This is a genomic window from Sphingomonas sp. Leaf9 (genome assembly GCF_001421355.1).
Lineage (GTDB): Bacteria > Pseudomonadota > Alphaproteobacteria > Sphingomonadales > Sphingomonadaceae > Sphingomonas.
On sequence record NZ_LMKC01000006.1, the window covers coordinates 159,470 to 185,396 of the forward strand.

The window sequence follows — 25,927 nt, forward strand, 5'->3', positions numbered from 1 at the left end:
CAGCGTCTCGGTTGATTGCCGCCAGTGCGGAGATGGCGAGCGCCCGTACGATGGAATCCATCGTGGACGTCCTGCGACGGACTGCCCGGGCGATCCTTCAGGCGGACGGGATCGCGGTGGTCATCCGCGACGGCGACCAATGTCATTATGTCGCGGAAGATGCGGTCGGCCCGCTGTGGCGCGGGCACCGCTTCCCTGCGGACGACTGCGTGTCCGGCGCGGCGATGCGGGGCGGCAGGACGATCGCCATCGCGGATGTCCGGGAGGACCCGCGGGTGCCGCAGGACCTGTATCGCACTACCTTCGTGCGCAGCCTCGCCATCGTGCCGATCGGCAAGCCGGAGCCGGTCGCGGCGCTGGGGGCGTATTTGTCCGAGGCCGGGCCGGTGGGCGATCCGACGATCGAGCGACTGGAGGGTCTGGCCAAGCTCGCGACGATCGCGATCGAGAATGTCCGCCTGATCGATGCCCGTGACCGCGCGGCAGCGCTGGCCGCCGCCCAGAACGACATCCTCGCGCGGGTCGTTCGCCATGAACCGTTGGCGACGACGCTCGATGCGGTCATCGAAACGGTCGAGCGGCTGTCGTCGTCCGGGGTGCTGGGTTCGATCCTCCTCCTCAGCGAAGACCAGCAGACGCTGCTGCACGGCGCCGCGCCAAGTTTGCCCGCTGCCTATAACGAAGCGATCGACGGGATTGCGGTCGGTCCATCGGTCGGATCTTGCGGCAGTGCGATCCATCGTGGCAAGCCGGTGCATGTCAGCGATATCGCCAATGATCCGCTGTGGACCGACTATCGCGATCTGGCGCTGGCGCACGGTCTGCGCGCCTGCTGGTCCACGCCGATCCATTCGGCATCGGGGGCGGTGCTGGGCACGTTCGCGATGTATCACCGCGACCCGCGCGAGCCGGTGCCCGCCGATCTCGAGATCGTGGACTTCGTGGTGCAGACCGCGGGCCTCGTCATCGAACGGGCCAGGGCGGAGCAGACGGCGCGGGACATCCGGATCGCCAAGCAGACGCGCGAACGCGAGCTGCACTTCGCGTTGAAGGCGGGGCGTTTCGGCGCATGGCATTTCGACCTCGCCACCGGAGAACTGACGTCGTCCGAGACATGCCGCACGAACTTCGGGCGCGATCCGGACGCGGCGTTTTCCTATGCCGAGCTTCGCGCGGCGGTGCATCCCGACGACCAGGCACGCATGCAGGCGGCGGTCGAACAGTCGGTCGCGACCGGCGGTGACTATGACATCGAATATCGCGCCATTACCCCTGCCGGCGATGTGCGCTGGGTGCAGATCCGGGCACAGCCATCCTATGCGGACGACGGTTCGCCCGTGTCGATGACCGGGGTGTCGCTCGACATTACAGCGCGTCGTGCCGCCGAGGAGCGCCTGCGCGATCTGAACGAAACGCTGGAGGCGCAGGTGGCGGCGCGGACCGCCGAGCTGCGCTTTCACCACGACATCATCGAGGCGACCGTCTCGCCGATCTGCGCGTTCGATCATGACTATCGGCTGATCGCGTTCAACAAGGCGCATAGCGACGAGTTCTTCCGCATCTTCGGGCACCGCGTGCAGATCGGCGAGATTTTCCCCGACCTGTTCCTGCCGGACCAGGCGCCGATCATGCGCGGTTTCATGGCACGGGCGCTGGCAGGCGAAAGCTACGTGATCGTCGAGGAGTTCGGCGATCCCGACCTCGCCAAGCCCTATTGGGAGGTGATCTACACGCCGCTGCGCGACGAGGCGGGCAACGTCGTGGGCGCGTTCCATCTGGCGAACGACATCACTCAGCGGCTGCGCGCGGAGGCAGAACTGCGCACGACGCAGGACGCCCTGCGACAGGCGCAGAAGATGGAGGCGATGGGCCAGCTCACCGGCGGGGTAGCGCACGACTTCAACAATCTGCTGACCCCGATCGTCGGCAGTCTGGACATGCTCCAGCGCAAGGGCGTCGGCACCGAACGCGAACAGCGCCTGATCGCCGGAGCGATGCAGTCGGCGGAGCGCGCCCGCACGCTGGTGCAGCGGTTGCTGGCATTCGCCCGTCGGCAACCGCTCCAGGCGAAGCCGGTCGACATCGCCGCCCTCGTCACGGGTCTGGGCGACCTCATCGCCAGCACGACGGGACCGCAGATCAAGGTCGTGGTGTCGGCCGATGCCGACCTGCCGCCCGCCCTTGCCGATCCGAACCAGCTTGAGCTGGCGCTGCTGAACCTCAGCGTGAATGCACGCGATGCCATGCCCCACGGTGGTACGCTGCGCATCTCGGCAACGGCCGACCGGATCGACCGGCGGACACCCACCGGGCCGGCACCGGGCGACTATGTTCGTTTGTCCGTGGCCGATACGGGCACCGGGATGGATGACGCCACGGCCGCGCGTGCGGTCGAGCCGTTCTTCTCGACCAAGGGCGTCGGGCAGGGAACCGGCCTCGGTCTGTCGATGGTGCACGGCCTGGCATCCCAGCTCGGTGGAGCGCTCGTCATCAACAGCCATGTCGGCGTGGGTACGAACATGGAGCTTTGGCTGCCGCAGACCACAGCGGCCGTCGCCCGGGCAGAACCTGCCGATACCGCTGGTGTCGCGTCTTTCAGCGGGCGCGCGCTGCTGGTCGATGACGAGGAACTGGTCCGGCTCAGCACCGCCGACATGCTGGTCGACCTTGGGTACGAAGTCGTCGAGGCGGCGTCCGCCGAACAGGCATTGCAACTGCTCGCCAACGAACAGATCGATCTGCTCGTCACGGATCACCTGATGCCCGGGATGACCGGCGTCGATCTGGTCCGGGAGGTCCGACGTCGAACCCCTGCCATGCCGGTCCTGCTTGTGTCCGGCTTCGCCGAAGTCGACGGTCTCGATGCGGCGCTCCCCCGGCTCGTCAAACCGTTCCGAAAGGACGAACTGGCTGACATGGTCGAGCGGGTATCGCAGCGCTGACCGGATAGCCGCTTGGCGGCGATCACGATAAGAACCACGGATACTCCAACCGAAGGATCATCATGAAGATCAGCGCGCGCAACCAGATTTCCGGCACCATCGCCTCGATCACGCCGGGGGCCGTCATCATCAAGGCCAGCGACGTGATGATCGGCAAGTAACATGAAGCTCGGCTCCTTCTGGCTCAAGATCCAGATCACGTGCGGCGATGCGCTGGCGATGGGGCCGGGCAAGGCCGACCTGCTGGCGGCGATCATCGCCGAAGGCTCGATCAGCGGCGCGGGCCGCGCGCTCGGCATGAGCTATCGCCGCGCCTGGCTGCTGGTCGACGAAATGAACCGCTGCTTCGATCCGCCGCTGGTCGAAACGCTGAAGGGCGGCGGGCGGGAGCGCGGGGCGAAGGTTAGTGCGGCCGGCCTCGCGGTGCTCGAAGCCTATCGCGAGATGGAGCGCGAGGCCGCCGCCATCGCCGAACGCCCGGCCTATGCCCGCCTGCGTACCTATCTTCGCGACGCGCCGGTCACGAACGACTGAACGCGGGCCGGATTGGGGCATCGCCGGCAACTCTCTATATACGCTCGGATACATACTCGATATACGCCCGAATATAAAGCGGCCACAGGGACCGCGATCAGGGGTATTCATCGATGTCGAAGCGGTTCGCAGTGTTTCTCTGCGCCACGGCCATGTCTGCGTTCAGCGCCCCGGCCATCGCCCAGACCGCCACGACGGAGGTGCCGCCGTCGGCTTCCGACGATGCGGCCGATACCGGCCTGCCCGAAATCATCGTCACGGCGCGACGCCGGGCGGAAAATGCGCAGCGTGTCCCCGCCGCCCTGTCGGTGGTGGGCGGCGATCTGATCGACCAGAGCTATACGGTCAACACGCAGGGACTGACCACGCTGATCCCGACGCTGAACTACAGCTCGGCCAACCCGCGCAACACCGCCTTCACCATCCGCGGCTTGGGGTCGAGCGTCGTTGCGGTCAGCCAGGCGAATGACGGGTTGGAGCCGGGCGTCGGCTTCTATGTCGATCAGGTCTATCACGCGCGCCCCGCGACCGCCGCGTTCGACTTCGCCGATATCGAGCAGGTCGAGGAATTGCGCGGGCCGCAGGGCACGCTGTTCGGCAAGAACACGACGGCGGGCGCGCTCAATATCACAACCCGCGCGCCGACCTTCACCCGCGAAGGCTTCGCCGAGCTGTCCTATGGCGACTATAATTTCGTGCAGGCGAAGGGCTGGGCGTCGGGGCCGATCACCGACACCATCGCCTATCGCATCTCGGGCGTGTCGACCCGGCGCGACGGCGTGCTGGACAACGTCCGCACCGGCCGCGCCGCCAACACGATCGGTACGCAGGCGGTGCGCGGGCAGTTGCTGTTCAAGCCCGATGACATGATCCAGATGCGCGTCATCGCCGACTTCACCAATTTCCAGGCCTATTGCTGCGGGCAGGTGTATCTGCGCACCGGCACGTCCTTGCGCGCCGCCAACCGCCAATTCGGCGGGCCGAACGGTCTGGCGGCGCAGTTCGGCTATGCGCCCCCCAGCACCAACGTCTACGACCGCAAGACCGATATCGACGGCCCGCTCGGCGTCGACACCAACGAAGGCGGCGTCAGCGCGATCACCGACTGGAACCTGGGCGGTCACGCTGACATCGGTCAGCGCGTGGCGATTCTGGAACTGGGATGCCGAGAACGATCGCGACTATACCGGCTTGCCCGTCCAGCTGTCGCAACACATCCCGTCGCGGCAGGACCAATATAGCCAGGAACTGCGCCTCGCCTCGAACGGCACGGGGCCGCTATCCTATGTTGTCGGCCTCTATGGCTTTCGCCAGCGGCTGCGAGCAATTGCACTTCCGCAATCACATGAATGAACTCGGTCGCCATCTCAATCCAATATCATGGAATGTCCGCCTCCCCCCGATGGGCAGCACCGGGTTGACGGGGCGCGACTGTGCATGGCGCCCAAAATCGAGAAATGCCAAAATCGAGAAATGAATGCATGGCAGAAGCTAAGTGTCTGGAAAGACCGGATGTGAGTCACCTGGATATGGCGGGCACATTGATGACGATCTTACCGACATGTTCGCCCTTGGTGAGATCGCGCAGCGCTGCCTTTGCGTCTTCGAACGCATAGGTTCGGGAGATGACGGGGTGAAGCCCGTGCAGCGTGATCGCAGCGTTCATCGCCTCGAACATCTCGCGAGAGCCGACGTTCATGCCACGCAGGATGGCAGAGGTTTTCAGCAGCGCCATCGGATCGATCCTCTCGCCGGGCATGCCTCCCAACAGGCTGACAACGCCACCCGGACGGACACTCGCGACGGAGCGCGCCGTGGTGCCCTTGCCGCCAATGTCAATGACATGGTCTACGCCACGTCCACCGGTCAGCCGACGTGCTTCCAGCTGCCAGTCCGGATGTGTCCGGTAATTGATCGTATCGTCAGCGCCAAGCGCGCGAGCCTGCTCCAGCTTCGCATCGCTGGACGAGGTGGAGATGACATGCGCCCCGGCGGCACGGGCGAACTGAATGGCGAAGGTTGCGACACCGCCCGTACCAAGCGTCAGGACGGTTTCACCGGGCAGGAGCGGCCTGAGCCCGAATAGCGCATTCCATGCCGTCACGCCGGCGACCGGGAGTGTCGCGGCCTCGGCAAAATCAAGATTCTCAGGGATAGCGACCAGCCCGTTCTGGTCGACGAAGACCATTTGCGCGAGCATCCCGTCCAGCAAACCGCAACGCTGCGTCTCGAAGCTGTCGTGCGGCTGCCGGCCACCGATCCAGCTTTCGACAAAGGTACCGACGACACGCTCGCCGACCTTCCACCGGGTGACACCAGACCCGGTTGCGAGGACGACGCCTGCGCCATCGGAGCACGGGATGATGTGCGGACCGGCAACGGGGAAGCCATAGCTTTTCGTCGCGAGCAACACGTCACGGAAGTTGAGGCTGACGGCATGCACTGCGATCAGAACCTGGCTATCGCGCAGCGTCGGCACCGGCCGCTCGACCGCACGCCAGCTATCGACGTTGTCCCGTTCCCCGATCTCGTATGCGAGCATGGTGTTTCTCCTTCGATCACAATGATCTAGCGATCGCCAGGCGTTCGGATTAGACGGACAATAATGGACAAGCTGGTGAACCAGATCGAACAATGACACGGCATTTGCAGGAGATCTCAGCCTTCGTAGCGGTGGCGGATCGGCTAAGTTTCCAGCGTGCGGCGATCGATCGCGGCGTTACGCGCTCGACGCTCAGTCACGCCGTCAAGACACTTGAAGCGCGGCTTGGCGTTCGGCTCCTCAACCGAACGACGCGTAGCGTCGCGTTGACGGAAGCGGGGCAGGCGTTTCATGCCCGTGCAAAGCGGGCGCTGGGCGAGATCGATCAGGCGATCGAAGCAATAGATGATTTCCGTAGCCGTCCGATGGGCACGCTCCGCCTGACGGTTCCCCGCTCGGTAAGCCCGAGCATCATCGGGACGGTTGCCGCGCTTGTCGCAACCCATCCCAACCTGTCGATCGAAATCGATGCCAATGACCGGCTCGTGGACATCGTGGCGGAAGGCTTCGATGCCGGCATCCGCTTCGGGGTCAGCATGCAGCAGGATATGATTGCCGTCCGGTTGGACCGCGCCTTCCATTTTGCCGTTCTTGGTGCGCCTGCCTATCTAGCAGAACACGGTCCGCCGATCACACCCACCGATCTGCTGCGACATCGCTGCATCCGCTACCGGTTGCCGAGCGGTATCCTCGACCCCTGGGTTTTCGAGCGTGGGCGGGAGATCAGCAGGATCGACGTGACCGGGCCGCTGATCTTCAACGATCAGAATTTGATGATGGAGGCGGCGCTTCATGGCGCCGGCCTGGCCTTCGTTTTCGAGGAGGGGGCACGCACCCACCTCGACAGCGGGCGGCTTGTCCGGTGTCTGCCAGAGTACACGCTGCAGTTCAGCGAACTCTATCTCTATTATTCCGGCCGCCGTCACGTATCCACGGCGCTAAGGGCGCTGATAGACGCCTTGAAGGCGTGATATTGTTGCCGCTGACATTTTGACAATAGGACATCGAGGATAGGAGAGGGTGGCAGTGACATCGGACACAGCTTCATCCAGCCTGACGCTACCTTGAAGTCGTATGACGCCGCTGTCTTATGTCATCGGCCGCAACGTGAATCGTGTGATCTCGGACGGCACGCCCAACCGGAGCGCGAAGCCGGGCCACAAGCCGGTGCCGTTGCTGACGTAGAGCGTCATGCCGCCGACTTCGTACCGTCCCGACACGAACCCGGCATTGGCCCGGGCGACGATCCGGTCGAGCCCCGCGATCATGCCGCCATGCGTGTGTCCGGACAATTGCAGCGCGACGCCGCGCGCGGCGGCATCGCGTGCCTTTCCAGGTTGATGGTCGAGGAGCAGGACAGGCGCATTGGCCGGCGCACCTCGCAACGCGAGGGCAAGGTCGGGTCCGGGCGCACCGACGCTGGGTGCCGACAGGTCGGTGACGCCGGCGACGACCAACTGGTCGCCGCCGTGTTCGATCACCGCATGCGCGTTGGGCAACATGCGGAAACCCATGCCCAAGAGGTGTCGCATCCACGCGCCGTAATCGAAGAAATATTCGTGGTTGCCCGGGATGGCATAGACCCCGTTCGGCGCACGCAGCTGCTGCAGTGGCGCGATGTCCTGGCGACGCATTTCGACCGACCCGTCGATGAAGTCGCCGGTCACCACGATCAGGTCGGCGCCGGACGCATTGGTGCGATCGACTACTGCCTGCGCCCAATCGGCCGTGAAGAGTCGGCTGACATGAAGATCGGTAAGCTGAACGACGCGATATCCGTCGAAGGATGGCGGAAGGTCGCGGATCGCCACCGTCACGTCCCTGATCGGGGGAACGCGAAGCGCATTGACGACCCCGATCCCGGCCAGCGCCGCGGCCACGCCGGCAATGGTATAGCGCAGCGCGTCCGGTTCCCGGATCACCTCCCGCCGCACCAGCATGGTCAGCACTGCCCCCAGGTCGATCACCACTTGGAGCACCGCAAGCAGCAGCAGCGCGCCGAACGCCCAGTTGAAGAGGATCACGACCAGACGCGGGAACTCGGGCGCGAAGACCGAGCCCGACGACAATCGGCTCCAGAAATGGAACTGCGACGCCACGAGTATCAGGATGCCTGCGGGGATCTTGGCCCAGAGCGGCAGCGGCAAGGGCCAGAGCCAGCGGGCGAGGACGATCAGCGCCGGTATGGCAAAGATGACATTGAAGATGGGATGCGCTCCGGCTTGTGCAGGCAATGTCGCCTGTAAACGAGGCGCGGGCCCTACGTGTCCGCCCTATGCTACGGGGGAGGGGGCCTGGAGATGATTTCGACGCGGCCCGCCGTCGTCATAACAGGGGCGCGCGTCGAAGTTTCATCGGTGCCTTCTACCCAGGCTGGCCGACCACCGGCGTCAAGCCGTTGCACCGCCGTCGATGTTGAGCGTCGTGCCGGTGATATAGCTCGCATCCGGTCCGGCCAGGAACGCGACCGCGCCCGCGATCTCCTCGACCTTGCCATAGCGACCGAGCGGGATCGCCTGGAGTACCTGTCCCGCGAATTCGCTGTCGGCAGGGTTCAGGTCGGTGTCGATCGGCCCCGGCTGCACGGTGTTGACCAGGATGTTGCGCGGGGCGAGGTCCTTGGCCCATCCGCGCGCCAGCGCCGCTACCGCTGCCTTGGTCGCGCTGTAGACGGTGGTCGCGGGGAAGGCCATTTCGCCCGAGATGCTGCCGATCAGGATGATCCGGCCGCCGTCGCGAAGATGCGGCAAGGCCGCGCGGGTGCCGACGTGCAGGCCCTTCACATTGACGCCGAACTGACGGTCGTACGTCTCGTCGGTATCCTCGGTGACCGTGGAGAATTCGGCCACGCCGGCATTGTGGACCAGGATGTCGATACCGCCCAGCGCAGCGGCAGCCTGTTCGACGCCGGCACGCTGCGACGCGGGATCGGCAGCGTTTGCCTGGAAGGCGAAGGCGGTGCCGCCCGCGCGCTCGATCGCCGACACGGTAGCGTCGGCGGCGGCCTTGTTGCCGGCATAGGTGATCGCCACGGTCGCGCCATCGGCCGCCAACCGCCTGGCGATGGCCGAACCGATACCGCGCGATCCGCCGGTGACGAGCGCTGTCCTGCCCTGAATCGACATACTCATTCTCCAAAAAATGCTGGCCCGCGATCACGCCGTCGTGCGCTGTCGGCAGGCGGTAAATGGGATGACGCTTCAACAGTTCAATAATGCCGAACTATTAAATCGAAGGTAGTGCCCTATATCGGTTCGATGGCCCGCTTCACGCATCCACGACTGGAGGACGTTCCGCTCGATCTGGCGCTGCACGCGCTGGCCGATCCCAATCGGCTGACCATGGTGGCGCGGCTCGCCGCGACCGAGCGGCTGAGCTGTACCGATGCCGCGCCTTGCGACTCCATTCCAAAGAGCACGCTGTCCAACCATCTGAAGCTGCTGCGCGCGGCGGGGCTGATCGAGACGACGCAGGCCGGGCGTGAAATGATCAACACGCTGCGCCGCGCCGAATTCGACCAGCGGTTTCCGGGGCTCCTCGACGCGGTGCTTGCCAACCGGCCGGCCTGATTACCGGCCGATCGCGTCGAGTTCGGCCACCATGGCTTCGGGCAGTCTCAGCGAGGCTGCGGCGAGGTTCTCGTGGAGGTGCGCGACCGACGAGGTGCCGGGGATCAGCAGGATGTTGGGCGATCGCTGCAGCAGCCATGCCAGCGCCACCTGCATCGGCGTTGCCGCAAGCCGCGCCGCGACGTCGGAGAGTGTCGCCGACTGAAGCGGGCTGAACCCGCCGAGCGGGAAGAAGGGTACATAGGCGATGCCCTCCGCCGCCAACGCATCGATAAAGCCATCGTCGTCGCGGTGGGCGAGGTTGTACTGGTTCTGCACGCAGACGATCGCGGCGATGTCGCGGGCTTCCTCGAATTGCGTCGGCGTCACGTTGCTGAGGCCGATATGCCGCACCAGACCCTGTCGCTGGAGATCGGCGACGACCTTCAATGGCGCGGCCAGCGATCCTTCCGCCGGCCCGTGGGCATCGAACATCAGGCGCAGGTTGACGACGTCGAGCGTCTCCAGCCCGAGGTTCGTCAGATTGTCCTCGACCGCACGAGCCAGTTCGTCCGGCGCGAACGCGGGGAGCCACGATGCATCGTCACCGCGCCGCGCGCCGATCTTGGTCACGATCAGCAGGTCGTCGGGGTAGGGGTACAGCGCCTCGCGGATCAGCCGGTTGGTGATGTGCGGGCCGTAGAAGTCGCTCGTGTCGAGGTGGTTGACCCCAGCCTCGATAGCGGCGCGAAGCACGGCCAGCGCCGCATCATGGTCGCGCGGCGGGCCGAACACACCGGGGCCGGCGAGTTGCATCGCGCCATAGCCGAGGCGCTTTACGTCGCGTCCGGCGAAGGAATAGGTGCCTGCCTGATCGATCGTCATCATCGGTTCTCCTGTGCTGACCCCCAGATACGGCTTGCGGATCATGGCGATAAGCCGGAGTGATCCGCACGGGCTGTACGGAAAACCGAACGATGAAGGCTGACCTTGCCGATCTCAATGCGTTTCTGGCGGTCGCGCAGGCGCGGGGGTTCCGCGATGCTGCGCGAACCGTCGGGTCGAGCGCCTCGACGCTCAGCGAAGCGGTACGGCGGTTGGAGGCGCGGTTGGGTGTCCGGCTGCTCCATCGCACCACACGCAGCGTCGTGCCGACCGAGGCGGGGACCCGGCTGATCGAACGTCTGGCACCGGCATTGGGCGAAGTGGAGGCGGCGCTCGACGTCGTGAACCTGTTCCGCGATCGGCCGGCGGGGACGCTCAAGCTCAATGTGCCGGTCAGCGCGGCGCGGTTGGTGCTGCCGGCGATCCTGCCCGGCTTCCTCGCCGCCTATCCGGACATTCAGGTCGAGATCGTCGCCGAGGACGGCTTCGTCGACATGGTGGCATCGGGCTGCGATGCGGGCATCCGCTATGACGAGCGACTGGAGCAGGACATGATCGCGGTGCCGATCGGCCCGCGCGTCCAGCGCTTCGCGACGGCGGCGGCACCGGCCTATCTCGACGCACGCGGACGCCCCGACCATCCCCGCGACCTGCTCGACCATGCCGGTCTGCGCGGCCGGTTCAGCAGCGGCGCGCTCACCAGCCCGTGGGAGTTCGAGCGCGATGGCGAGGTCGTACGGATCGAGCCGCAAGGGCCGTTGATCGCCGGTGTCGCCGGCGCGGTGGACCTGCTGGTCGATGTGGCGGTGGCGGGCGGTGGGATCATTCACCTGTTCGAGGACTGGCTCGCGCCGGCACTGAGGAGCGGCGCGCTCGAACCGGTACTGCCCGACTGGTGGCAGTCGTTCCCCGGCCCGTTCCTCTATTATTCCGGCCGCCGCCTCGTGCCGCCGCCGCTGCGCGCGTTCCTCGACTTCATTCGCGGCTAGAGCGGTTTCCGACCAGGTTGAAAACCGCTCTAGAGCATCGCGAGCGGCTCGGGGCCGCGTGGCGGCGGGAACAGGTCGTCGAGGCGTCGTAGCTCGGCGTCGGACAGGGTGAGGTCCAACGCCGCCCGGTTGTCCCGCACATGGGCGATGGACCCGGCCTTGGGGATCGGGAGGATGTCGTCCCGCGCCAGCAACCAGGCAAGAGCGACTTGCGCGGGCGTGGCGTCGCGCTCGGCAGCCATTTGGGTAAGCGCGGAATGGGTCACCAGGCGGCCTTGCTCGACCGGGCTGTAGGCCATGACCGCCATGCGATGCTGCGCGAGCCATGGCAGCAGGTCGTATTCCGGACCACGACGGGTAAGATTGTAGAGAATCTGGTCGGTCTGGCATCCTTTGCCGCCGCTGCCGACGAGTTCGGCCATATCGTCAACGTCGAGGTTGCTGACACCCCAGCGCAAAATCTTGCCCGCCTCGACCAGTCGCTCCATCGCCTCGACCGTTTCGGCCAGCGGCACGTTGCCGCGCCAGTGCAGCAGGTACAGGTCGAGCCGGTCGGTCTTCATCCGGTCGAGGCTCGCTTCGCACGCTCGCGGCAACCGGTCGCGCGAGGCATTCTGGGGATAGGCCTTGCTGACGAGGAACACCTCGTCGCGCACGCCCGCGATCGCCTCGCCGACCAGGCGTTCGGACGCGCCATCGGCATACATCTCGGCAGTGTCGATCAGGGTCAGGCCGAGCGACAGTCCCTCGCGCAGCGCGGCGATCTCGTCCGGCCGACGGGCGGGATCTTCCGCCATCATCCAGGTGCCTTGGCCAAGCGCGGGGACGGTCGTCCCGTCCGGAAAGCGGATCATCTTCATGTGGCGGTCAACGTCTAACCCGGTGCATCGGGCCAACATATGATTGTCGACCGACCATACCGACCCGGAGGACTATCTCGCCGGACGCAGAATCTGGTGCCGTCCGGGTCAGCTGACCGTGACGCCCTTCCAAAAGGCGATGCGTCCGCGGATGTTTTCCGCTTCGGGCTTGGGATCGGGATAATACCAGGCGGCATCGGGATTGTCGGCGCCTGCGACGTGCAGGCTGTAATACTGCGCCGTACCCTTCCACGGGCAGATGGTCGTCGTGCTGCTCGGTCGCAGGAGCGCGGCGTCCACGCTCTGCACGGGGAAATAATGATTGCCCTCGACGATCACCGTATCGTCGCTATGGGCGATCCGTACGCCGTTCCATCGTGCTTCCACCATCATGCGTCTCCTTGCGCGGACAGACGTCGGCATCCGGTCGACGTCCGTCAAGGTCGGTTCGGAGGGGCGGGCGGAGATGCCGACCGATCTTGGCGCGAACACGTTTGGCAAGAGATCGGGCAATGCCAACTGCGATCGATCCTGCTAACGGACGGCGATGCTCAATACCCGCATGAAGCGCCTCGCCACCAGGACGGAACTCGAACTACGGCGCCTTGCTGCCATCGAGGCGGCGGTGGCGGCATTGGGCGATGAGGATCTGCTCGACTTCGCCGACATCTTCGCTGGCGGTGATCCGACGCCCTTGCGAGCCATGGCGGAGGAACAGATGCGCCGGCGCGGTATCCGCCTGTGAGGAAAATGCCGTCCCGCTTCCGGCGGCTCGATGGCGCGCTGGCGGAACTTCCGGTCGAAGCGCCGATGCTCCTGACCGAACTCGACGGTTTCCTCACCGGGCTGATCGTCTGTCCCGAACCGATCCCCGTCGATGAATGGATGACGGTCATATGGGGCGTCGAGGCCGATGGCGTCCCGCCCTTCGAGGACCCGTTCGACGTGCAATGGTTCGTCAAGGCGGTCGCGGCGCGGCGCGAGGAGATCGTGCGCGACCTGTCTCGTGGCAAGTTGCAGCCGATCCTCGACGTCGACGAACGAGATGGCGACGTTCTGTGGGAATATTGGGTCGACGGCTTTTCCGACGCGATCGCGCTACGCCCGGAGGCGTGGGACGCGGCGGCCGCCGATCCCGAATGGGCCGATCCATGGCACCGCCTTCTGGCGTTGATCGCAATCGCGAGAGGCGAAAGCGATCTCGACAGCGTCGAGGTGAACGCCTTCCAGGACCGGGCGGTGGCCGAGCTGACGGACACGGTTCAGCGCCTGTATGCGGCCCGCGCGGGTGTCGGCGAGGCGAGGGCGACCGCCGTCGTGACGGCGAAGACCGGCCGCAACGATCCATGCCCTTGCGGATCGGGCAAGAAGCACAAGCATTGCTGCGCCTGACTGTTCGGGAACATGGACGCCGTAGGGCGCGGGCCGGGCGGGGCTTCGAACGACGTTTCGCCATTCGGGTTTGCGTCCGTGCGCATCTGCTGTGCTAAAGACCCGGCTATGTCGAAATCCCACGTAAATGCCGGAACCGTCACGGTCGATGGTGTCGCCTATGACTGGCACCTGCACAGCGAACCCCACCAGTCGGATGACGAGGGATGGAAGGGCATGACGATTGCGCTTCTGCAGCAGGACGCCAAGCGCGAAGCGCTGGTTGAGTTTCCCCCACCCAAACGGCTGCTGAAAGGTCTGCCGCGCGGTCGGCTCCAGCTCGATGACGCGACGATCGCGCGCTCCGTGCGCTCCGCGCTGTCGGCCGGTTGGGAACCAACGTCGCGCGGCAGGCCGGTCGTGATCATGGTCGACGCCGAAGGTAATTGAGCCGCGCGGCGGCTCTACGTCGCAATTGCCATGTTAGCGGGCGCGACTGCTGTCCAGCGGAGCAACCTGACACAAGCGAAGATCGCGCACCAGGAAATCGACGAAGGACCGCACCCGCACCGCTAGCCTGTCGTGCGGCACGAAAAGGGCATGGATGTCTTCGCCGTCGCCGGGATTGAAAGCAGGTAATATTTCCACCAGGCGGCCCGAAGCGAGGTCCTCCGCAATGTGAAAGCGACCAAGGCGAGCGATGCCGCCGCCCGCGAGCGTCATCAGCCGCACCGCTTCGCCGGAGCTGCCGAGGAAGGGACCTGTCGGGGTCCGCTGCACCGTCCTTCCGTCGATGCGGAACGGCCAGCTGTCGACGGATCGGCGGAAGTTGAAGCGCAGACAGTCGTGATGCTCGAGATCATGCGGATGCGTTGGCTCGCCTCGTTCCTTAAGGTAGGCCGGGCTGGCTACGACGGCCATCGTGCTTCGTCCAAGCTTGCGCGCCCGCAAGTCGGTATCACGCAAGGGGCCGACCCGGATGGCCACGTCGGCCTGTTCCTCGACCAATCCGACAAGCGCGTCCGTCATGGTCAGGTCGACCGTCACCGCCGGGTTTTCGCGGAGATACGTGGGGAGGATTGGCAGCAGGCAATGCGTGCCGAACGGAACCGATGCATTGACCCGCAGCAGGCCTCGCGGCGAACGATCGACATCGAAACTGCGCTCAACGGAGTCGATCTCTGCAACCAGCCCTTCGACGCGCTCTCGGTAGGCTCGGCCTTCTGCTGTCAAGGCGAGCGCGCGGGTCGTTCGGGATGCTAGTTGCACGCCCAACCGCTGCTCCAGACGTGCCATCGAACGGCTCACGGCCGAGGGCGTAAGCCGCAGCGCGCGTGCCGCCGCAACGAAGCTGCCATGCTCCGCCACGGCCAGGAAGATCATCATCTCACCCAGTCGATTGTCCATGTCGATTAATGATCCCAATGCACTTCTGCGATGATGATGTCCGATCTAATCAGTAATCGTCGGAGCGCATAGGTATGGCGGCGTACACGAGGAGATGACGCATGGACCTGCAACTTGATGGCAAGACAGCTATCGTCACCGGCTCGACCGCCGGTATCGGCCTGGCGATCGCCGAGCGGCTCGCACTGGAAGGGGTCGCGGTTACGATCTGTGGCCGGGATCGCGCGAAATTGGACGCGGCAGCACAGCGGGTGAGCAAGGCAGGGCGAGTTTCAACGGTACTCGCAGACCCGGCAACGTCAGCCGGTGCGATGGCGCTGATAAAGGCAGTGCCCGACGCAGACATTCTGGTGAACAACCTCGGCATCTACGAGGCGAAGCCGTTCACGCAGATCAGCGACGATGATTGGCATCACATTTTCGAGGTCAATGTCGTAAGCGGAGCGCGGTTGGCTCGCCATTACTTTCCCCGCATGTTGGCACAAGACTGGGGGCGAATCCTCTTCGTCGCGAGTGAGAGTGCGCTCGTGGTGCCAAGCGAAATGATCCACTACGGTATGACCAAGACCGCACAGCTCGCAATCGCACGCGGGTTGGCCGAACAGACGCGCGGTACCGGGGTGACCGTCAATTCGGTTCTGCCCGGGCCTACGCGCTCCGAGGGTATCGTCGAGTTCATCCGCTCGGTCGTGGACAACAAGGACGCGCCGGAGGCTGAGCGCGAAGCTGAGTTCTTCGCCAAGATGCGGCCGCTATCACTCATCCGCCGGCTGATTGAGGCCGAGGAGATTGCCGCACAGGTGGCACTGCTCGCGAGCCCCCTTGGAGCGATCACCAACGGAGCAGCGGTGCGGGTCGAAGGCGGTATCATACCGACGATTGCGTAGGCGGCAGTGAAGCTCTCCTCGCGCAGCCTCTGAATGAAGTTGAACGAGTGGCGAAAGCAGGGATGCACGCGAGGTGGCGCTAACGACCTGCTATGGGTCCATTACGCTAGGCCGCTCGTATGCCGTCGCCGGAGACATGCGGCTTCTGTGCCTTGACGTCGCGCGAGGGCGCCAGGCCAAACAGCCGGGCATACTCACGGCTGAATTGCGATGCGCTCTCGTAGCCGACGGCATAGCCTGCAGCAGCGACGTCTCGCCCTGCGACGATCAGCCGGCGGGCCTCCTGAAGGCGCAGGCTTTTCTGGTATTGCAACGGGCTCATCGCCGTGGCGGTACGAAAGTGGCGATGGAACGAGGCAGGGCTCATGCCCGCCGCCTCCGCCAACGTTTCGCTGCGGATCGGCTGATCGAACCGATCGCGGATCATCGTGATCGCGCGGCGCACCTGCGAGAGGCGGCTGTCGGCCCGTGCGATCTGGCGGACGATCGATCCCTGGGGGCCTTGCACCAGTCGGTACAGGATCTCGCGTTCGTACAGCGGCGCGAGCGCGGCGATATCGTGCGGCGTGTCCAACAGGCGCAGGAGCCGTAGCCACGCGTCGAGCAGATCGGCCGTGACCGGATTGACGGCGAAGGCTGGCTCGGCCGGGGGAAGTTCCGTTTCGACGTCCGTCAGCACCGACGCCAGTCGCTCGCTGTCGAGGTCGAGGCTGACCGCCAGATAGCGTTGATCCGGCAGATCCAGCTTGACGCAGCCCGAGGCCGGCAGTTCGACCGTGGCAATGAAGTAGCTGGCCGGGTCATAGCGGATGCGGCGGTCGCCGATCGCGATCTCCTTGGCGCCGCTGACGATCAACGCCATCATTGGCGGGTAGACGCCGGCGACCGGCTGCGGCGCGGCGCCGTCCTTGTAGAGCGCCACGCGTGGCAGCGCACCGGGCCGGTAGCGACCGGCGGCATGCCGATCGACGATGGTGCACAGCCTGTCCAACATGTCGTCCATACCGACAAGGTGTGTCGGTTCGTCGCGCAAGACAAGGTGACTGATCCGATCAGGCAAGTTCTCGCGCGGATCGCGCATGCCGCACGCCAGCGGCATCCCATCTCCAGGTCACCTTATGGAGGAATGACGATGACGGACAAGCGAACGGCCGTGGTGACGGGAGCGAACAAGGGTATCGGGCTGGAAATCGCGCGAGGGCTCGGCAGGCTGGGCTACACCGTCTGGCTGGGCAGCCGCGATCAACAGCGGGGCGAAGCGGCGGCAGACATCCTGCGTAACGAGGGTCTCGACATCCGCTTGCTGACGATCGATGTCGCCGACGACGTCAGTGTCGGAGCGGCTGCCGAAGCACTGGCGGGCGTGACGAACACGCTCGATGTGCTCGTCAACAATGCCGGCATATCGACGGGCTGGGTTGCGCCGAGCGACGACCGGATCTCGGACGTGCGGGTGATCTACGAGGTGAACGTATTCGGCGCGATCCGGGCGACGCAGGCCTTCCTGCCCCTGCTGAAAGCATCTGCCGCCCCGCGGATCGTCATGATGTCCAGCAGCCTGGGCTCACTGGCGTGGGCGTCGGACTTTGACGCGCCGATGGCGCACGAGGCGAACCTGCTCGGCTACAACAGCTCGAAGTCCGCCCTGAATGCCGTGACGGTGGCATTCGCCAAGGAACTGGCGCCGCTCGGCTTTAAAGTGAATGCCGCCTGTCCCGGCTACACGGCAACCGATCTTAATCAACACGCTGGCCCTCGTACCCCGGAGCAGGGTGCCGCCATCGCAGTCCACCTTGCCTCGCTAGCCGATGACGGCCCGACCGGCAGCTTCTACGATGATGCAGGCGTGGTAGCCTGGTAACCACCGCGACGCGGACGCTTGTTCGTGCCGATGAACAAGCGTCCGCTTCAGGTTCGCCTTATCTGAACTATCGCTCCGGATCGCCAAAGTGGCTGCGGTGCGTTTGATCGATCAGGATGCGATCCCGCTCGCTCGTCATCGCCGCCTTCGAGCGCTCCGCCGCATCGTACGCTTCCTGTGCGATGAGCGATCGAGACGGCTCGGCATGTCGGGCCAGGGCAGCAAGGGTTTTTTGTAGCCGGATGCCGACTTCGACAATAGCCGCGCCATCGCGCGCGATCGGACGACACCAGTCGCCGAGCAGTTCGGCAAAGTGGATCGGCGGGACATGAACCCGGGCGGGCACCTGCGCACCATCCCTTGTTCGGTGATCCGCCAGGCGCAACATCACACGGGCGCTTGCCTCGATGACCGCACTTGCCGTGCCGGGATCGTTCACCGCCGGTGACAAGGCGCGTGACGCGATCTCGGACAGGACGACCAGGCCGAAGCGTGGATCGTGATCGAAGGTGCGGTGATGGGACATGGTGAACGCCTGTCGAACCTTGTCGACCGCGCTGTCGTCGCACCCGCCCGCGACCAGCGCGATCGGCCGCTCGGGTTCGACGAGCTTGCCGGGCAACGCGAGGACGTGGATATCGGCACCGATCGCCTCTGCGAGCTTTCCAAGTACCGCGACGTCGACGTGGGTGACCCGCGCCATCGTTTTCGGCATGACCGGCGTCATGCTGCCAGCGTCCGGCTGCGTCTGCTCGGTGCCGAGCGCCAGCGGCATGTGGATCGTGTCGACCGCCGCCATCGCCGCCCGCTCGACACGATCGATCGTGTCGGACACCCGTCCGAAGCGCGCGATATGCTCGATCCAGCGCAGCAGCGTGACGACGATAAAGAGGATGACCGCAATCGTGCCGACCAGGAGGATGACGCGCCCGGTATCGCCATAGAGCCCGGTCGACAGCGCGATGATGCCGACGATGGCGAACAGGAAGCTGCCTAGGAACGTCGCGAGCGTGTTTTGCGCCGTGCTGTCGTCGATCAGCAATTGGACCGCGCGGGGCGTGATCGTGCTGGTCGCGCCCGAATAGGCCGATACCATCGCGGTCAGCGAGAAGGTGGTCACCGCCAGCATGCTCGACGCCAGGATCGTCAGGATGCCATCGACCGATTGCGCGCCGATCGTCGCGGCGAACTCGTAGGATATGGTGTGTCCAACCAGTGCGCCTGCAAGGGCGAGCGCACCTCCGAACGCGCTGACCAGCGCCGCCCTGAACCACATCCTGCGTGTGAGCAGGCGGATGAGCCACTGCCACCGCGTCAATGCCGTTCCCCTTCAAGCGTCAAAGCATCGGCGAGCCGCGCCGGTTCCGCTTCGAGCCGTCGCAATGTTCCGTCCCGGCCGCTTCCGTCAGATTCCGACGACAGAGCAGCTGCGGCATCGTCAATCCCTGCGCGAAGATCGAGAAGGCCACTACGCTAAAGGGGATCGCGACAATCTCGCCCCGTTCGGCGACGCTGGCTGGATCATATTCCCGGTCGAACGTCGCGCTGGTCGGCGTGGAGGTGGTCCGAACCATTCGAGGCGCCGTGGCGTTCGACCCGCCAGTCCTGCCGCTCGTGCGCCACCCCGGCGTAGGTGGTTCAGGAGGCTTCGGGTTCGTCGCCGCAATCCGGGCGCGCTCGCACCCGCGTCCATCAGAGCTTCACCCCAGGACCCAGTACGGCAACGAACGCCACTACGGCGACGCCGGCCGCGGCACATAGGGGCCAGCTCGGTGACGCCGGAGGTTGCGCCGTCGAGGTCGCTGGCTTCACGAAGCGCGCGACGCTCAACAGGCCGGCATTGCCGCCGAGCGCGACACCGATCGACGCGCCGATGGTCGCGCGCCAATCGCTTCCCGCCGCTACAGCCGCCATGAGCGAGATCGCCCCGTCGTCACCCACACGACGATCGCCATCCGCCGCACGTCGGCGACGTTGGCCGCGCCGTCCGCCTTCTGGCACAGCATCGCCGCTGCCATCCGAACGATCGCGAAATAGCCCGCGACGCCGACGGCGGCGAGGGCACCGCGCGTCAGGATGGAGTCCGGCGAACCTGCCATCACGCCGGCCCGGTTCCAGTCGCCGATGTCGAACGCGGCGGAGAAAACCAGATAACCGAACGATGTCAGGCCATTCAGCGCGAAGACGACCCAGCCAGCGAACCATCCCCGCGCCGTTGCGCTGTTCCGCCACCACAGCCAGCCCAATGCCATCAGGGTCAGATTGACGGCCGTCCCGGCACCGGCGACGATCCGCCCGCCCCAGGCCGAAACGGCCTGGCGTCCGCATTCGAAATGGAAGGTGCTCCACGCAAGTGGCTCTCCTCCCACAGCCTTGCAGGCCAGGCCATGGCCCGCACCCTCATGCAGGGTTGCCGCTGCGATCCAGGCCAGCGCCGTCAGCGCCACGATATCCGCGATCGGCAGGCGTCCAGTGTCGCGAGAACCGGTCATGCCGGCACTCCTGTTTGGACCAGACGGGTGCGGACCAACCATCCGCCGATCAGGAACAGGGCGATGTTCAGTGCGATCATGAGCGGCCAATGGCTTCCTGGATCGCCGAGGCTGCTCAGGCCCATCATCGGATTGACCAGAAGCTCCGTAACGAACGCCATCCAAAGGCCGACATAGTTCATCGCCATGCGGCGCTGATGCGTGACCAGGTCGTGCGGGTTCTGCGTCCTGCGCCATCGACGCAGGGCCATAAGCCCCATCGCCAGCGTGGCGAGATTGACGGCCGCAATCGCATGAAAGACGTTTGGCCGCCCCGTCAGGTCGTAGATCGATAGCGCCGTCGTATTGATGGCAACGATCGCCACGGCGTACATCCGACCGACGTATCGGTGGGCGACCGTGCCTTTTCGCATCGCCAGAACGGCAGCGCCGCCTGCCAGTGCCATGCTTCCCACCGCGACATGCGTCGCGCCGATCACCGATATTCCGCCCATTCTCGTTCCTGCCCCTTTGGAAGCGGAGGGCTTATCGAGCGGCGACGTTCCGCGGCGGCGGATTGCGCCGTCTGCGTATGGTATTTCGTGAAACCGACTTCGCGTTACGCCAGTCCGTCACCAGGCGTCAGCCAGCCACGTGCGCGGCAAAGGGCGACGCTCGACTCGCTGACGACGACGCTTTCTCCGTCGGTCAGCTTCAGCGACCAGCGCCGTCCGTTGCGCTGTGCGCCGGTGACCGCATGATCCGCGACCCAGGTGCTGCGGTGGACTTGCGCGCCGGGCACGTTGGCAAGATCGGCAATGGCGTCCTTGAAGCGATAGTGGACGAGCAAGGTTTGTCCGTTGCGCAGCGAGAGGCGGCAGTAATGATCCTCGGCGCACACGCACAGGACGTCGAAGGGGTCGCCGATCCCGGCACGGGCCAAGATACCGGCAGTCGGCGACCGTACCGGCGTGATCACCTTGCCGGGCGACAGCCCGTCGACTTGTGCGGCCGGTCGGGCAAGCCCGGCTTTCAGGAAGATGACGAACGCCGTGGCCAGCAAGCCGTAAAGAGACGGCCGCCAGTCGATCGCCACATCCGATCGGCCCATCAGCCGGTACAGCAACGGTACCTCAAGGCAGAGCAAGCCGTTCAGCAGCACGGCGCCCAACACCCAACGACCATCGATCCGATCCCCGCGCAGGATAGTGTGTCGCCATCCATGCCAGCCAACGATGTTGACGCCCACGAGCACCATCCAGAACGTCAATGCGCCCGTCGATCCGAACGCACGCAAGACCCCGAAGGCGTCCACGATCGCCAGCATGAGCGACAGAGTGAACCAGATGATCGCAGACCGTGTCAGCAGGCGGGTACTCGAGATGGCTCGTGGCGCCCTGGCGGTGTTCACTTTTTCATTCCTTCAGGCCGTTCGAATCTGAGGATTTAAGGGGCTACGTGGTGTTCGCAAAATACTATGGTTTTTGAAGGCATGCTTTCTGCCGTCGGGCAGGTGAGGAAGCCGCGATCATCTCACTTCCCCGAATCCGGACGAAAGGCCGGATCGAGATCTGCCATTCCCCGCAACGCATCATGCCGGGCCGCATCCATGCGACTGCGGTAGGTCAGTACATCGCGGCCAATCAGCTTGCGATGCGTACCCACCGGACATGATGTTCAGCAGATCGGCTGCTTCCTGGTAATAAGTTCTGCCTGTAGCAGCACGACCGTAACGGCAGGCTACGCCTTGAATCCACCCGCGAGAGGGCACGCGCGGCGTTACGTGCCGATGCGCTGATGGTCGAGCATGCTGATCGGGGTGGGTGTGATCCAGTCGGCACCCAGCATCGGATAGGGACCGTAGAACAGGTCCCCTAGCGCACGCCGGTAATGCGCATTCCTCCAGCGTCGGCGTCGATGCTCCGGACCATCGTGGAGCATATGGCAACGCTGGCACAGCGCTGCCAGCTTGTGGAGCGCGCTGTCGCTCGGATCATGGTTAAGGTGGGCGCAGGCCAGCACCACCGGCGTCCAGGCACCGTGCGTCAGGATGTTCTCGATCGGACGCCGCACCCGGCGGCCCTGACCGCTACGCCAATATTGCCGCTTTCGGTCCCACCAGCGGCCATCGCGCATATGGAACACTCGCTGCCCGTGGGGACGCCCGCAATGCTCGCAGGCACCTCTGGCCCGCACGAAGCGCACATGATGCGAAAGCTGCGGCCAGTCGATCGGGTACAGGAAAATGTGCTCCGGACGGATCGGCATCAGGCTTCCCACTGCGGCAACGTCACCTGACGCATCGAACCAGCGCCGCGGCGGTGAGGGCGCGATACAGCGTCGCGTGGTGACACTTGAGCAGCTTGGCCGCTTCGCGAACGGAAGTACCCTCGCTGACCAACCGTTCGCCCAGTTTGATCTGGTCGGCCGTGAGCTTGGGTGGCCGCCCGAAGCGTACCCCCCGTTCCTTCGCGGCTACCCGCCCGCTGCTGGTACGCTGGTGGATCAGGTCGCGCTCGAACTCGGCAATACCGGCAAACACCGTCAGCACCATGCGTCCTGCCGGCGAAGTCGTATCTGCCCAAGGCTCCGCCAACGAGCGCAGCCCGGCACCGGCGTCTTTGAGCTTCTCGGCAATATTAAGCAGGTCGCGGGTCGAGCGTGCCAGTCGATCGAGCCGCGTGACGACGACCGTGTCATCATGGCGCAGCTGCTCAATCATTTTTGCCAGCTCGGGTCGATCGCGCTTCGCCCCCGACACCTTCTCTTCGAATGTCCGGCCGCAACCGGCTTCTTTCAACGCCGCGCGCTGCAGCCGCAGATCCTGATCATCGGTCGAAACGCGGGCATAGCCAATCAGCATGTCGCAAATATGTATCGAAACCGAACGGTTTTGCAACAGAGTTTTGCGACATCGAACCGCGCAGAAATGCGTTCATCCGTCAGCTGTCGCAAAACTTAGGATATAAGCGACACCGGCATGTTCCCAAACGCCGTCGTTGTGTGTCCGTTTCGGGAAAGCGTGCCTGCTGGCGAGAGAGTCCGACTTCCCCTTTCCTCTGTAGCGCCAGCTGAAGTTCCCGATCGGGAAAGTGGTGGGCGTGCGCAGGGAAGGGGCGATTTGACGAAGCGGCGGCGCTACTTGTCGTTTCATGGAACTCCTGTTCGGTTGGCGTGCCGCGGCTCTGACGGTGGCGGCAGCCATTCTCTTGCCGTTGGCGGGCGCGCTCGCGACCTCGATCCGTCACCGGTCGGCGACGCGGACATTGGCTGCGTTGCTGGTGGTCATGACCGGCGTCATCATTCCCTGGCTGATCGGGTTCGCCGGTTTCTATGATCGCTGGTGGTGGCTGACGTTCGCGCCGTTCTCCAACGCGCTGTTCGTTCCGCCGCTGCTGTACCTCCATGCCTGCGCGCTGGTGACCGGGCGCTGGCCCGATCGGGGCTGGCGTCACCTGCTGCCGGGTTTTGCGCAGTTCGGATATCAGGGAGCGGCGTTCCTTTTGCCGCTGCCGCGCAAGCAGCGTTGGGCCGACATCGCGTTCGACGCCGGCGAGACGATCCTGGCCGTGCTGCTGGCGATCAGCTTCCTCATCTATGCGCGCCGCACGGTCCTGTTGCTGCGACACTATCGCGCAGCTCTGGCGCAGAACCGCAGCGATGATGCACGATTTGCGACCGCCTGGCTTGCCCGGACCGTGATTGCCTTCACCGCGCTGGCGCTGATCTGGGCCGGCGTGCTGCTGTTCAACGCCATCACACCGCTCGGCTACAAGGGGCTGATGCCGCTCTACCTGGCGATCGCAGGGTTCGCCCTGTATCTTGGCATCGCGGGCTGGCGCTATCTAGCCCTGCCGTTTCCGACGCTCGACACGCTGCGGATCACGGCTGCCGTGCCCGGGCCTGCGCCGGACTGGTCGGAGCGCGGGCGCAGATGGGAAGCGCTGACGCGCGAGAACGGATGGTATCGGGAGGAGGCACTGACGCTGCGACGGCTCGCAAGCCTGCTCGCCACCAACGAAAGCTATTTGTCGCGTGCGCTGAACGAAGGGCTTGGCCGCAGCTTTTCCGAGTTCATCAACGGCCTGCGCTGCGAAGACGTCGCCCGGGCGCTGGATCGACAGGATGCGCGCGCCTTGCTCGCCATCGCGCTGGAGGCCGGATTTGCATCGAAGGCGAGTTTCAACCGGGCTTTCCAGCTTCGCTATGGCCAGTCGCCGAGCAGCTATCGCAAGGCGCATATTCCGTAATTTCGGCGGATTACCGATGGTGAGGCGACCGGACCCGGTCCTTTAGGCTTGCTGCGCAGAAGTCCATCGGAGCCACCATGCACATACCCTTCCGTCGCATCGTCGTATCTGTCATCGCGACCGTCCTTCTTGGCAGCCTGCCGACCACCGGCGCTACCGTTCCGCGCGCACCGACCGCGCTGGCCCAGCGATGCGTCATCACCTCGCTCCCCGCCTCGCAAGCCACCGCGATCGAGCGCATCGTGCGGCGGGAGATGCAACGTCGTCGCATTCCGGGCCTGCAGATCGTGATCGTGCGGCACGGGGCCGTCGCCTTCCGGGGCAGCTATGGCGTGGCGGACATCGAGACGGGCGCAACCGTCACGCCCCGCAGCCTCTTCACCCTCAACTCCGCGACCAAGGCGTTCACCGGCGTCGCCATCGCGCAGCTGGTCCAGGCCGGACGACTGTCGCTGGACGCACCCGCCGCGGCATTCGTCCCCGACTGGCCGGCGCGGTGGGGCGTCGTGTCCGTCCGCCAGCTGCTGACCCATATCTCCGGGCTTCCCGACGTTCTGGAGCAACCCAGGGGCCAGGGTACCGGGCGCCTTGTCGGTGACGGCGATCCGGACTCTGCCTGGGCGACGATCAGGACACGCCCCGTCGAAGCGCCGCCCGGCGCCCGGTTTCGCTATAACCAGACCAATTATGTGCTGTTGGGCAAGATCATCGACCGTCTGACCGGGATGCCGTTCACCCGATATATCGCAGCCCGTCAATTTGCACCGGCAGGTGCGACGGGGTTCGCCTATGGCGAAACGCGCGACATCGTTCCCGGGCGGGTCAGGGTCTATCGCTACGCCAGCGGAGCTGTCGACGGTTCCACCAGGGACGCCCCGCTCGAACATGCCTTTGACGAGTTCGCCCCGTTCCTGCGGACAGCCGGCGGCCTGAACGGATCGGCAACCGACGTCGCGCGGTGGCTGATCGGATTGCAGAATGGCAGGTTGTTGAGTCCGGCTTCGCTGCAGATGCTCTGGACGCCGGGTCGCTATGCCGATGGCAAACCAACGCAATGGGGCATGGGGTGGCCGCTGCGCAGCGATGAACGGCATCCCGTTGCGACGGGTATCGGTGGACGGCGCTCGGCCTTCTTCGTCTACCCGAAAGACGACCTGTCGATCGTCGTCCTGACCAACCTGGCCGGCGCCAATCCGGAGGAGTTTATCGGGGAGATCGCCGGAGTGTTCTACCCCGAGCTGCGCCTCGAAAACGGCGGTGGCCTGTCGCGCGATACGAACCGGTTGCGTGTCGCCCTGGCTGCGTTTCCGGACGATGCTCCCGCGATGATCTTCGCGCGATTGCGATCCGGCAGCCCGGCCCTTGATGTTACGGAAGAGG

At 65.1% G+C, this 25,927-nt stretch carries 27 protein-coding genes and 2 pseudogenes; 13 read left to right on the top strand and 16 right to left on the bottom strand.

Annotated elements, in window-relative coordinates:
• The first annotated feature begins 50 nt into the window (after positions 1–50).
• The 3 genes and pseudogenes from ASE58_RS17680 to ASE58_RS16760 all read left to right on the top strand — a co-directional run.
• Positions 51–2,942, top strand: coding sequence for a GAF domain-containing protein (locus ASE58_RS17680; RefSeq protein WP_162233540.1), 2,892 nt, complete (start codon positions 51–53; stop codon positions 2,940–2,942).
• A gap of 162 nt (positions 2,943–3,104) precedes the next feature.
• Positions 3,105–3,476 (top strand): winged helix-turn-helix domain-containing protein, encoded by a 372-nt coding sequence (locus ASE58_RS16755; protein ID WP_055823905.1) that lies wholly within the window; start codon positions 3,105–3,107, stop codon positions 3,474–3,476.
• 113 nt (positions 3,477–3,589) lie between these two features.
• Positions 3,590–4,796 (top strand): annotated as a pseudogene (locus ASE58_RS16760) (TonB-dependent receptor); the annotation flags it as partial.
• A 199-nt stretch (positions 4,797–4,995) separates the two neighbouring features.
• Here ASE58_RS16760 and ASE58_RS16765 read toward each other — a convergent pair.
• Positions 4,996–6,018, bottom strand: coding sequence for a zinc-dependent alcohol dehydrogenase family protein (locus tag ASE58_RS16765; protein ID WP_055823907.1), 1,023 nt, complete (start codon positions 6,016–6,018; stop codon positions 4,996–4,998).
• A 92-nt stretch (positions 6,019–6,110) separates the two neighbouring features.
• Here ASE58_RS16765 and ASE58_RS16770 point away from each other — a divergent pair, with 92 nt between their 5' ends.
• Positions 6,111–6,989, top strand: a complete 879-nt coding sequence (locus ASE58_RS16770; RefSeq protein WP_055823909.1) for a LysR family transcriptional regulator — start codon at positions 6,111–6,113, stop codon at positions 6,987–6,989.
• Positions 6,990–7,106: 117 nt separating this feature from the next.
• Here the strand turns inward: ASE58_RS16770 and ASE58_RS16775 are convergent, their stop codons facing one another.
• Positions 7,107–8,252, bottom strand: coding sequence for a metallophosphoesterase (locus ASE58_RS16775; protein WP_055823912.1), 1,146 nt, complete (start codon positions 8,250–8,252; stop codon positions 7,107–7,109).
• Between the two features lie 156 nt (positions 8,253–8,408).
• The gene (locus tag ASE58_RS16780) at positions 8,409–9,143 is read right to left on the bottom strand and encodes an SDR family oxidoreductase (RefSeq protein WP_055823916.1); all 735 of its coding nucleotides are present in this window, start codon (positions 9,141–9,143) and stop codon (positions 8,409–8,411) included.
• Positions 9,144–9,275: 132 nt separating this feature from the next.
• On the opposite strand from ASE58_RS16780, the gene ASE58_RS16785 reads away from it, so the two are divergent.
• Complete coding sequence (locus ASE58_RS16785) at positions 9,276–9,587, top strand: ArsR/SmtB family transcription factor (RefSeq protein ID WP_055763996.1); 312 nt, start codon at positions 9,276–9,278, stop codon at positions 9,585–9,587.
• On the opposite strand, the gene ASE58_RS16790 is transcribed toward ASE58_RS16785, so the two are convergent.
• The gene (locus ASE58_RS16790; protein ID WP_055824045.1) at positions 9,588–10,454 is read right to left on the bottom strand and encodes an aldo/keto reductase family oxidoreductase; all 867 of its coding nucleotides are present in this window, start codon (positions 10,452–10,454) and stop codon (positions 9,588–9,590) included. It lies immediately after the preceding gene.
• An 89-nt stretch (positions 10,455–10,543) separates the two neighbouring features.
• Between ASE58_RS16790 and ASE58_RS16795 the strand changes: the two genes are divergently transcribed.
• A complete protein-coding gene (locus ASE58_RS16795; protein WP_055823919.1) occupies positions 10,544–11,440 on the top strand; it encodes a LysR family transcriptional regulator in 897 nt (298 codons plus the stop codon).
• 29 nt (positions 11,441–11,469) lie between these two features.
• Here the strand turns inward: ASE58_RS16795 and ASE58_RS16800 are convergent, their stop codons facing one another.
• Together ASE58_RS16800 and ASE58_RS16805 are read right to left on the bottom strand one after the other, a co-directional pair.
• Complete coding sequence (locus tag ASE58_RS16800) at positions 11,470–12,300, bottom strand: aldo/keto reductase (protein ID WP_055823922.1); 831 nt, start codon at positions 12,298–12,300, stop codon at positions 11,470–11,472.
• A 108-nt stretch (positions 12,301–12,408) separates the two neighbouring features.
• Positions 12,409–12,690, bottom strand: a complete 282-nt coding sequence (locus tag ASE58_RS16805; RefSeq protein ID WP_055824047.1) for a DUF427 domain-containing protein — start codon at positions 12,688–12,690, stop codon at positions 12,409–12,411.
• A 157-nt stretch (positions 12,691–12,847) separates the two neighbouring features.
• On the opposite strand from ASE58_RS16805, the gene ASE58_RS16810 reads away from it, so the two are divergent.
• The 3 genes from ASE58_RS16810 (at position 12,848) to ASE58_RS16820 (ending at position 14,121) form a co-directional block, all read left to right on the top strand.
• A complete protein-coding gene (locus ASE58_RS16810; RefSeq protein ID WP_235511957.1) occupies positions 12,848–13,045 on the top strand; it encodes a hypothetical protein in 198 nt (65 codons plus the stop codon).
• A gap of 5 nt (positions 13,046–13,050) precedes the next feature.
• Entirely contained in the window at positions 13,051–13,692 is a 642-nt protein-coding gene (locus ASE58_RS16815) for a UPF0149 family protein (protein ID WP_235513667.1), read from the top strand.
• A gap of 108 nt (positions 13,693–13,800) precedes the next feature.
• Positions 13,801–14,121: a hypothetical protein gene (locus ASE58_RS16820; protein ID WP_055763763.1), complete on the top strand. Its 321-nt coding sequence runs from the start codon at positions 13,801–13,803 to the stop codon at positions 14,119–14,121.
• Positions 14,122–14,154: 33 nt separating this feature from the next.
• Here ASE58_RS16820 and ASE58_RS16825 read toward each other — a convergent pair whose 3' ends face one another.
• The gene (locus ASE58_RS16825) at positions 14,155–15,078 is read right to left on the bottom strand and encodes a LysR family transcriptional regulator (protein WP_055823928.1); all 924 of its coding nucleotides are present in this window, start codon (positions 15,076–15,078) and stop codon (positions 14,155–14,157) included.
• Between the two features lie 101 nt (positions 15,079–15,179).
• Between ASE58_RS16825 and ASE58_RS16830 the strand changes: the two genes are divergently transcribed.
• Positions 15,180–15,965 (top strand): SDR family NAD(P)-dependent oxidoreductase, encoded by a 786-nt coding sequence (locus ASE58_RS16830; protein WP_055823931.1) that lies wholly within the window; start codon positions 15,180–15,182, stop codon positions 15,963–15,965.
• A 106-nt stretch (positions 15,966–16,071) separates the two neighbouring features.
• On the opposite strand, the gene ASE58_RS16835 is transcribed toward ASE58_RS16830, so the two are convergent.
• A complete protein-coding gene (locus tag ASE58_RS16835; protein ID WP_055823933.1) occupies positions 16,072–16,968 on the bottom strand; it encodes an AraC family transcriptional regulator in 897 nt (298 codons plus the stop codon).
• Between ASE58_RS16835 and ASE58_RS16840 the strand changes: the two genes are divergently transcribed.
• Positions 16,924–17,826 carry an SDR family oxidoreductase gene (locus ASE58_RS16840; RefSeq protein ID WP_235515931.1) on the top strand — a complete coding sequence of 301 codons (903 nt, stop codon included), beginning with the start codon at positions 16,924–16,926 and terminating at the stop codon, positions 17,824–17,826. The two genes, ASE58_RS16835 and ASE58_RS16840, sit on opposite strands and share 45 nt — an antisense overlap.
• A 67-nt stretch (positions 17,827–17,893) precedes the next feature.
• Here the strand turns inward: ASE58_RS16840 and ASE58_RS16845 are convergent, their stop codons facing one another.
• From ASE58_RS16845 to ASE58_RS16880, 8 genes are all read right to left on the bottom strand, one after another.
• Positions 17,894–19,144: a DUF2254 domain-containing protein gene (locus ASE58_RS16845; RefSeq protein WP_235513669.1), complete on the bottom strand. Its 1,251-nt coding sequence runs from the start codon at positions 19,142–19,144 to the stop codon at positions 17,894–17,896.
• A gap of 19 nt (positions 19,145–19,163) precedes the next feature.
• The gene (locus ASE58_RS16850; protein ID WP_055823937.1) at positions 19,164–19,400 is read right to left on the bottom strand and encodes a hypothetical protein; all 237 of its coding nucleotides are present in this window, start codon (positions 19,398–19,400) and stop codon (positions 19,164–19,166) included.
• 118 nt (positions 19,401–19,518) lie between these two features.
• A complete protein-coding gene (locus ASE58_RS16855; protein ID WP_055823941.1) occupies positions 19,519–19,740 on the bottom strand; it encodes a hypothetical protein in 222 nt (73 codons plus the stop codon).
• Complete coding sequence (locus ASE58_RS16860; protein ID WP_055823944.1) at positions 19,728–20,318, bottom strand: hypothetical protein; 591 nt, start codon at positions 20,316–20,318, stop codon at positions 19,728–19,730. The genes ASE58_RS16855 and ASE58_RS16860 overlap by 13 nt, the downstream gene beginning before the upstream one ends.
• Positions 20,315–20,812 (bottom strand): DUF2306 domain-containing protein, encoded by a 498-nt coding sequence (locus ASE58_RS16865; protein WP_055823945.1) that lies wholly within the window; start codon positions 20,810–20,812, stop codon positions 20,315–20,317. The genes ASE58_RS16860 and ASE58_RS16865 overlap by 4 nt, the downstream gene beginning before the upstream one ends.
• A gap of 104 nt (positions 20,813–20,916) precedes the next feature.
• Positions 20,917–21,708 carry a LytTR family DNA-binding domain-containing protein gene (locus tag ASE58_RS16870; protein WP_156347804.1) on the bottom strand — a complete coding sequence of 264 codons (792 nt, stop codon included), beginning with the start codon at positions 21,706–21,708 and terminating at the stop codon, positions 20,917–20,919.
• A gap of 368 nt (positions 21,709–22,076) precedes the next feature.
• Positions 22,077–22,565 carry a hypothetical protein gene (locus tag ASE58_RS16875; RefSeq protein ID WP_055823952.1) on the bottom strand — a complete coding sequence of 163 codons (489 nt, stop codon included), beginning with the start codon at positions 22,563–22,565 and terminating at the stop codon, positions 22,077–22,079.
• A gap of 22 nt (positions 22,566–22,587) precedes the next feature.
• Positions 22,588–23,160, bottom strand: coding sequence for a recombinase family protein (locus ASE58_RS16880; protein ID WP_055823955.1), 573 nt, complete (start codon positions 23,158–23,160; stop codon positions 22,588–22,590).
• A gap of 289 nt (positions 23,161–23,449) precedes the next feature.
• On the opposite strand from ASE58_RS16880, the gene ASE58_RS16885 reads away from it, so the two are divergent.
• Positions 23,450–24,547 (top strand): AraC family transcriptional regulator, encoded by a 1,098-nt coding sequence (locus tag ASE58_RS16885; RefSeq protein WP_055823959.1) that lies wholly within the window; start codon positions 23,450–23,452, stop codon positions 24,545–24,547.
• A 77-nt stretch (positions 24,548–24,624) separates the two neighbouring features.
• A pseudogene (locus tag ASE58_RS18405) lies at positions 24,625–25,737 on the top strand (serine hydrolase domain-containing protein); the annotation flags it as partial.
• Positions 25,738–25,927: the final 190 nt, after the last annotated feature.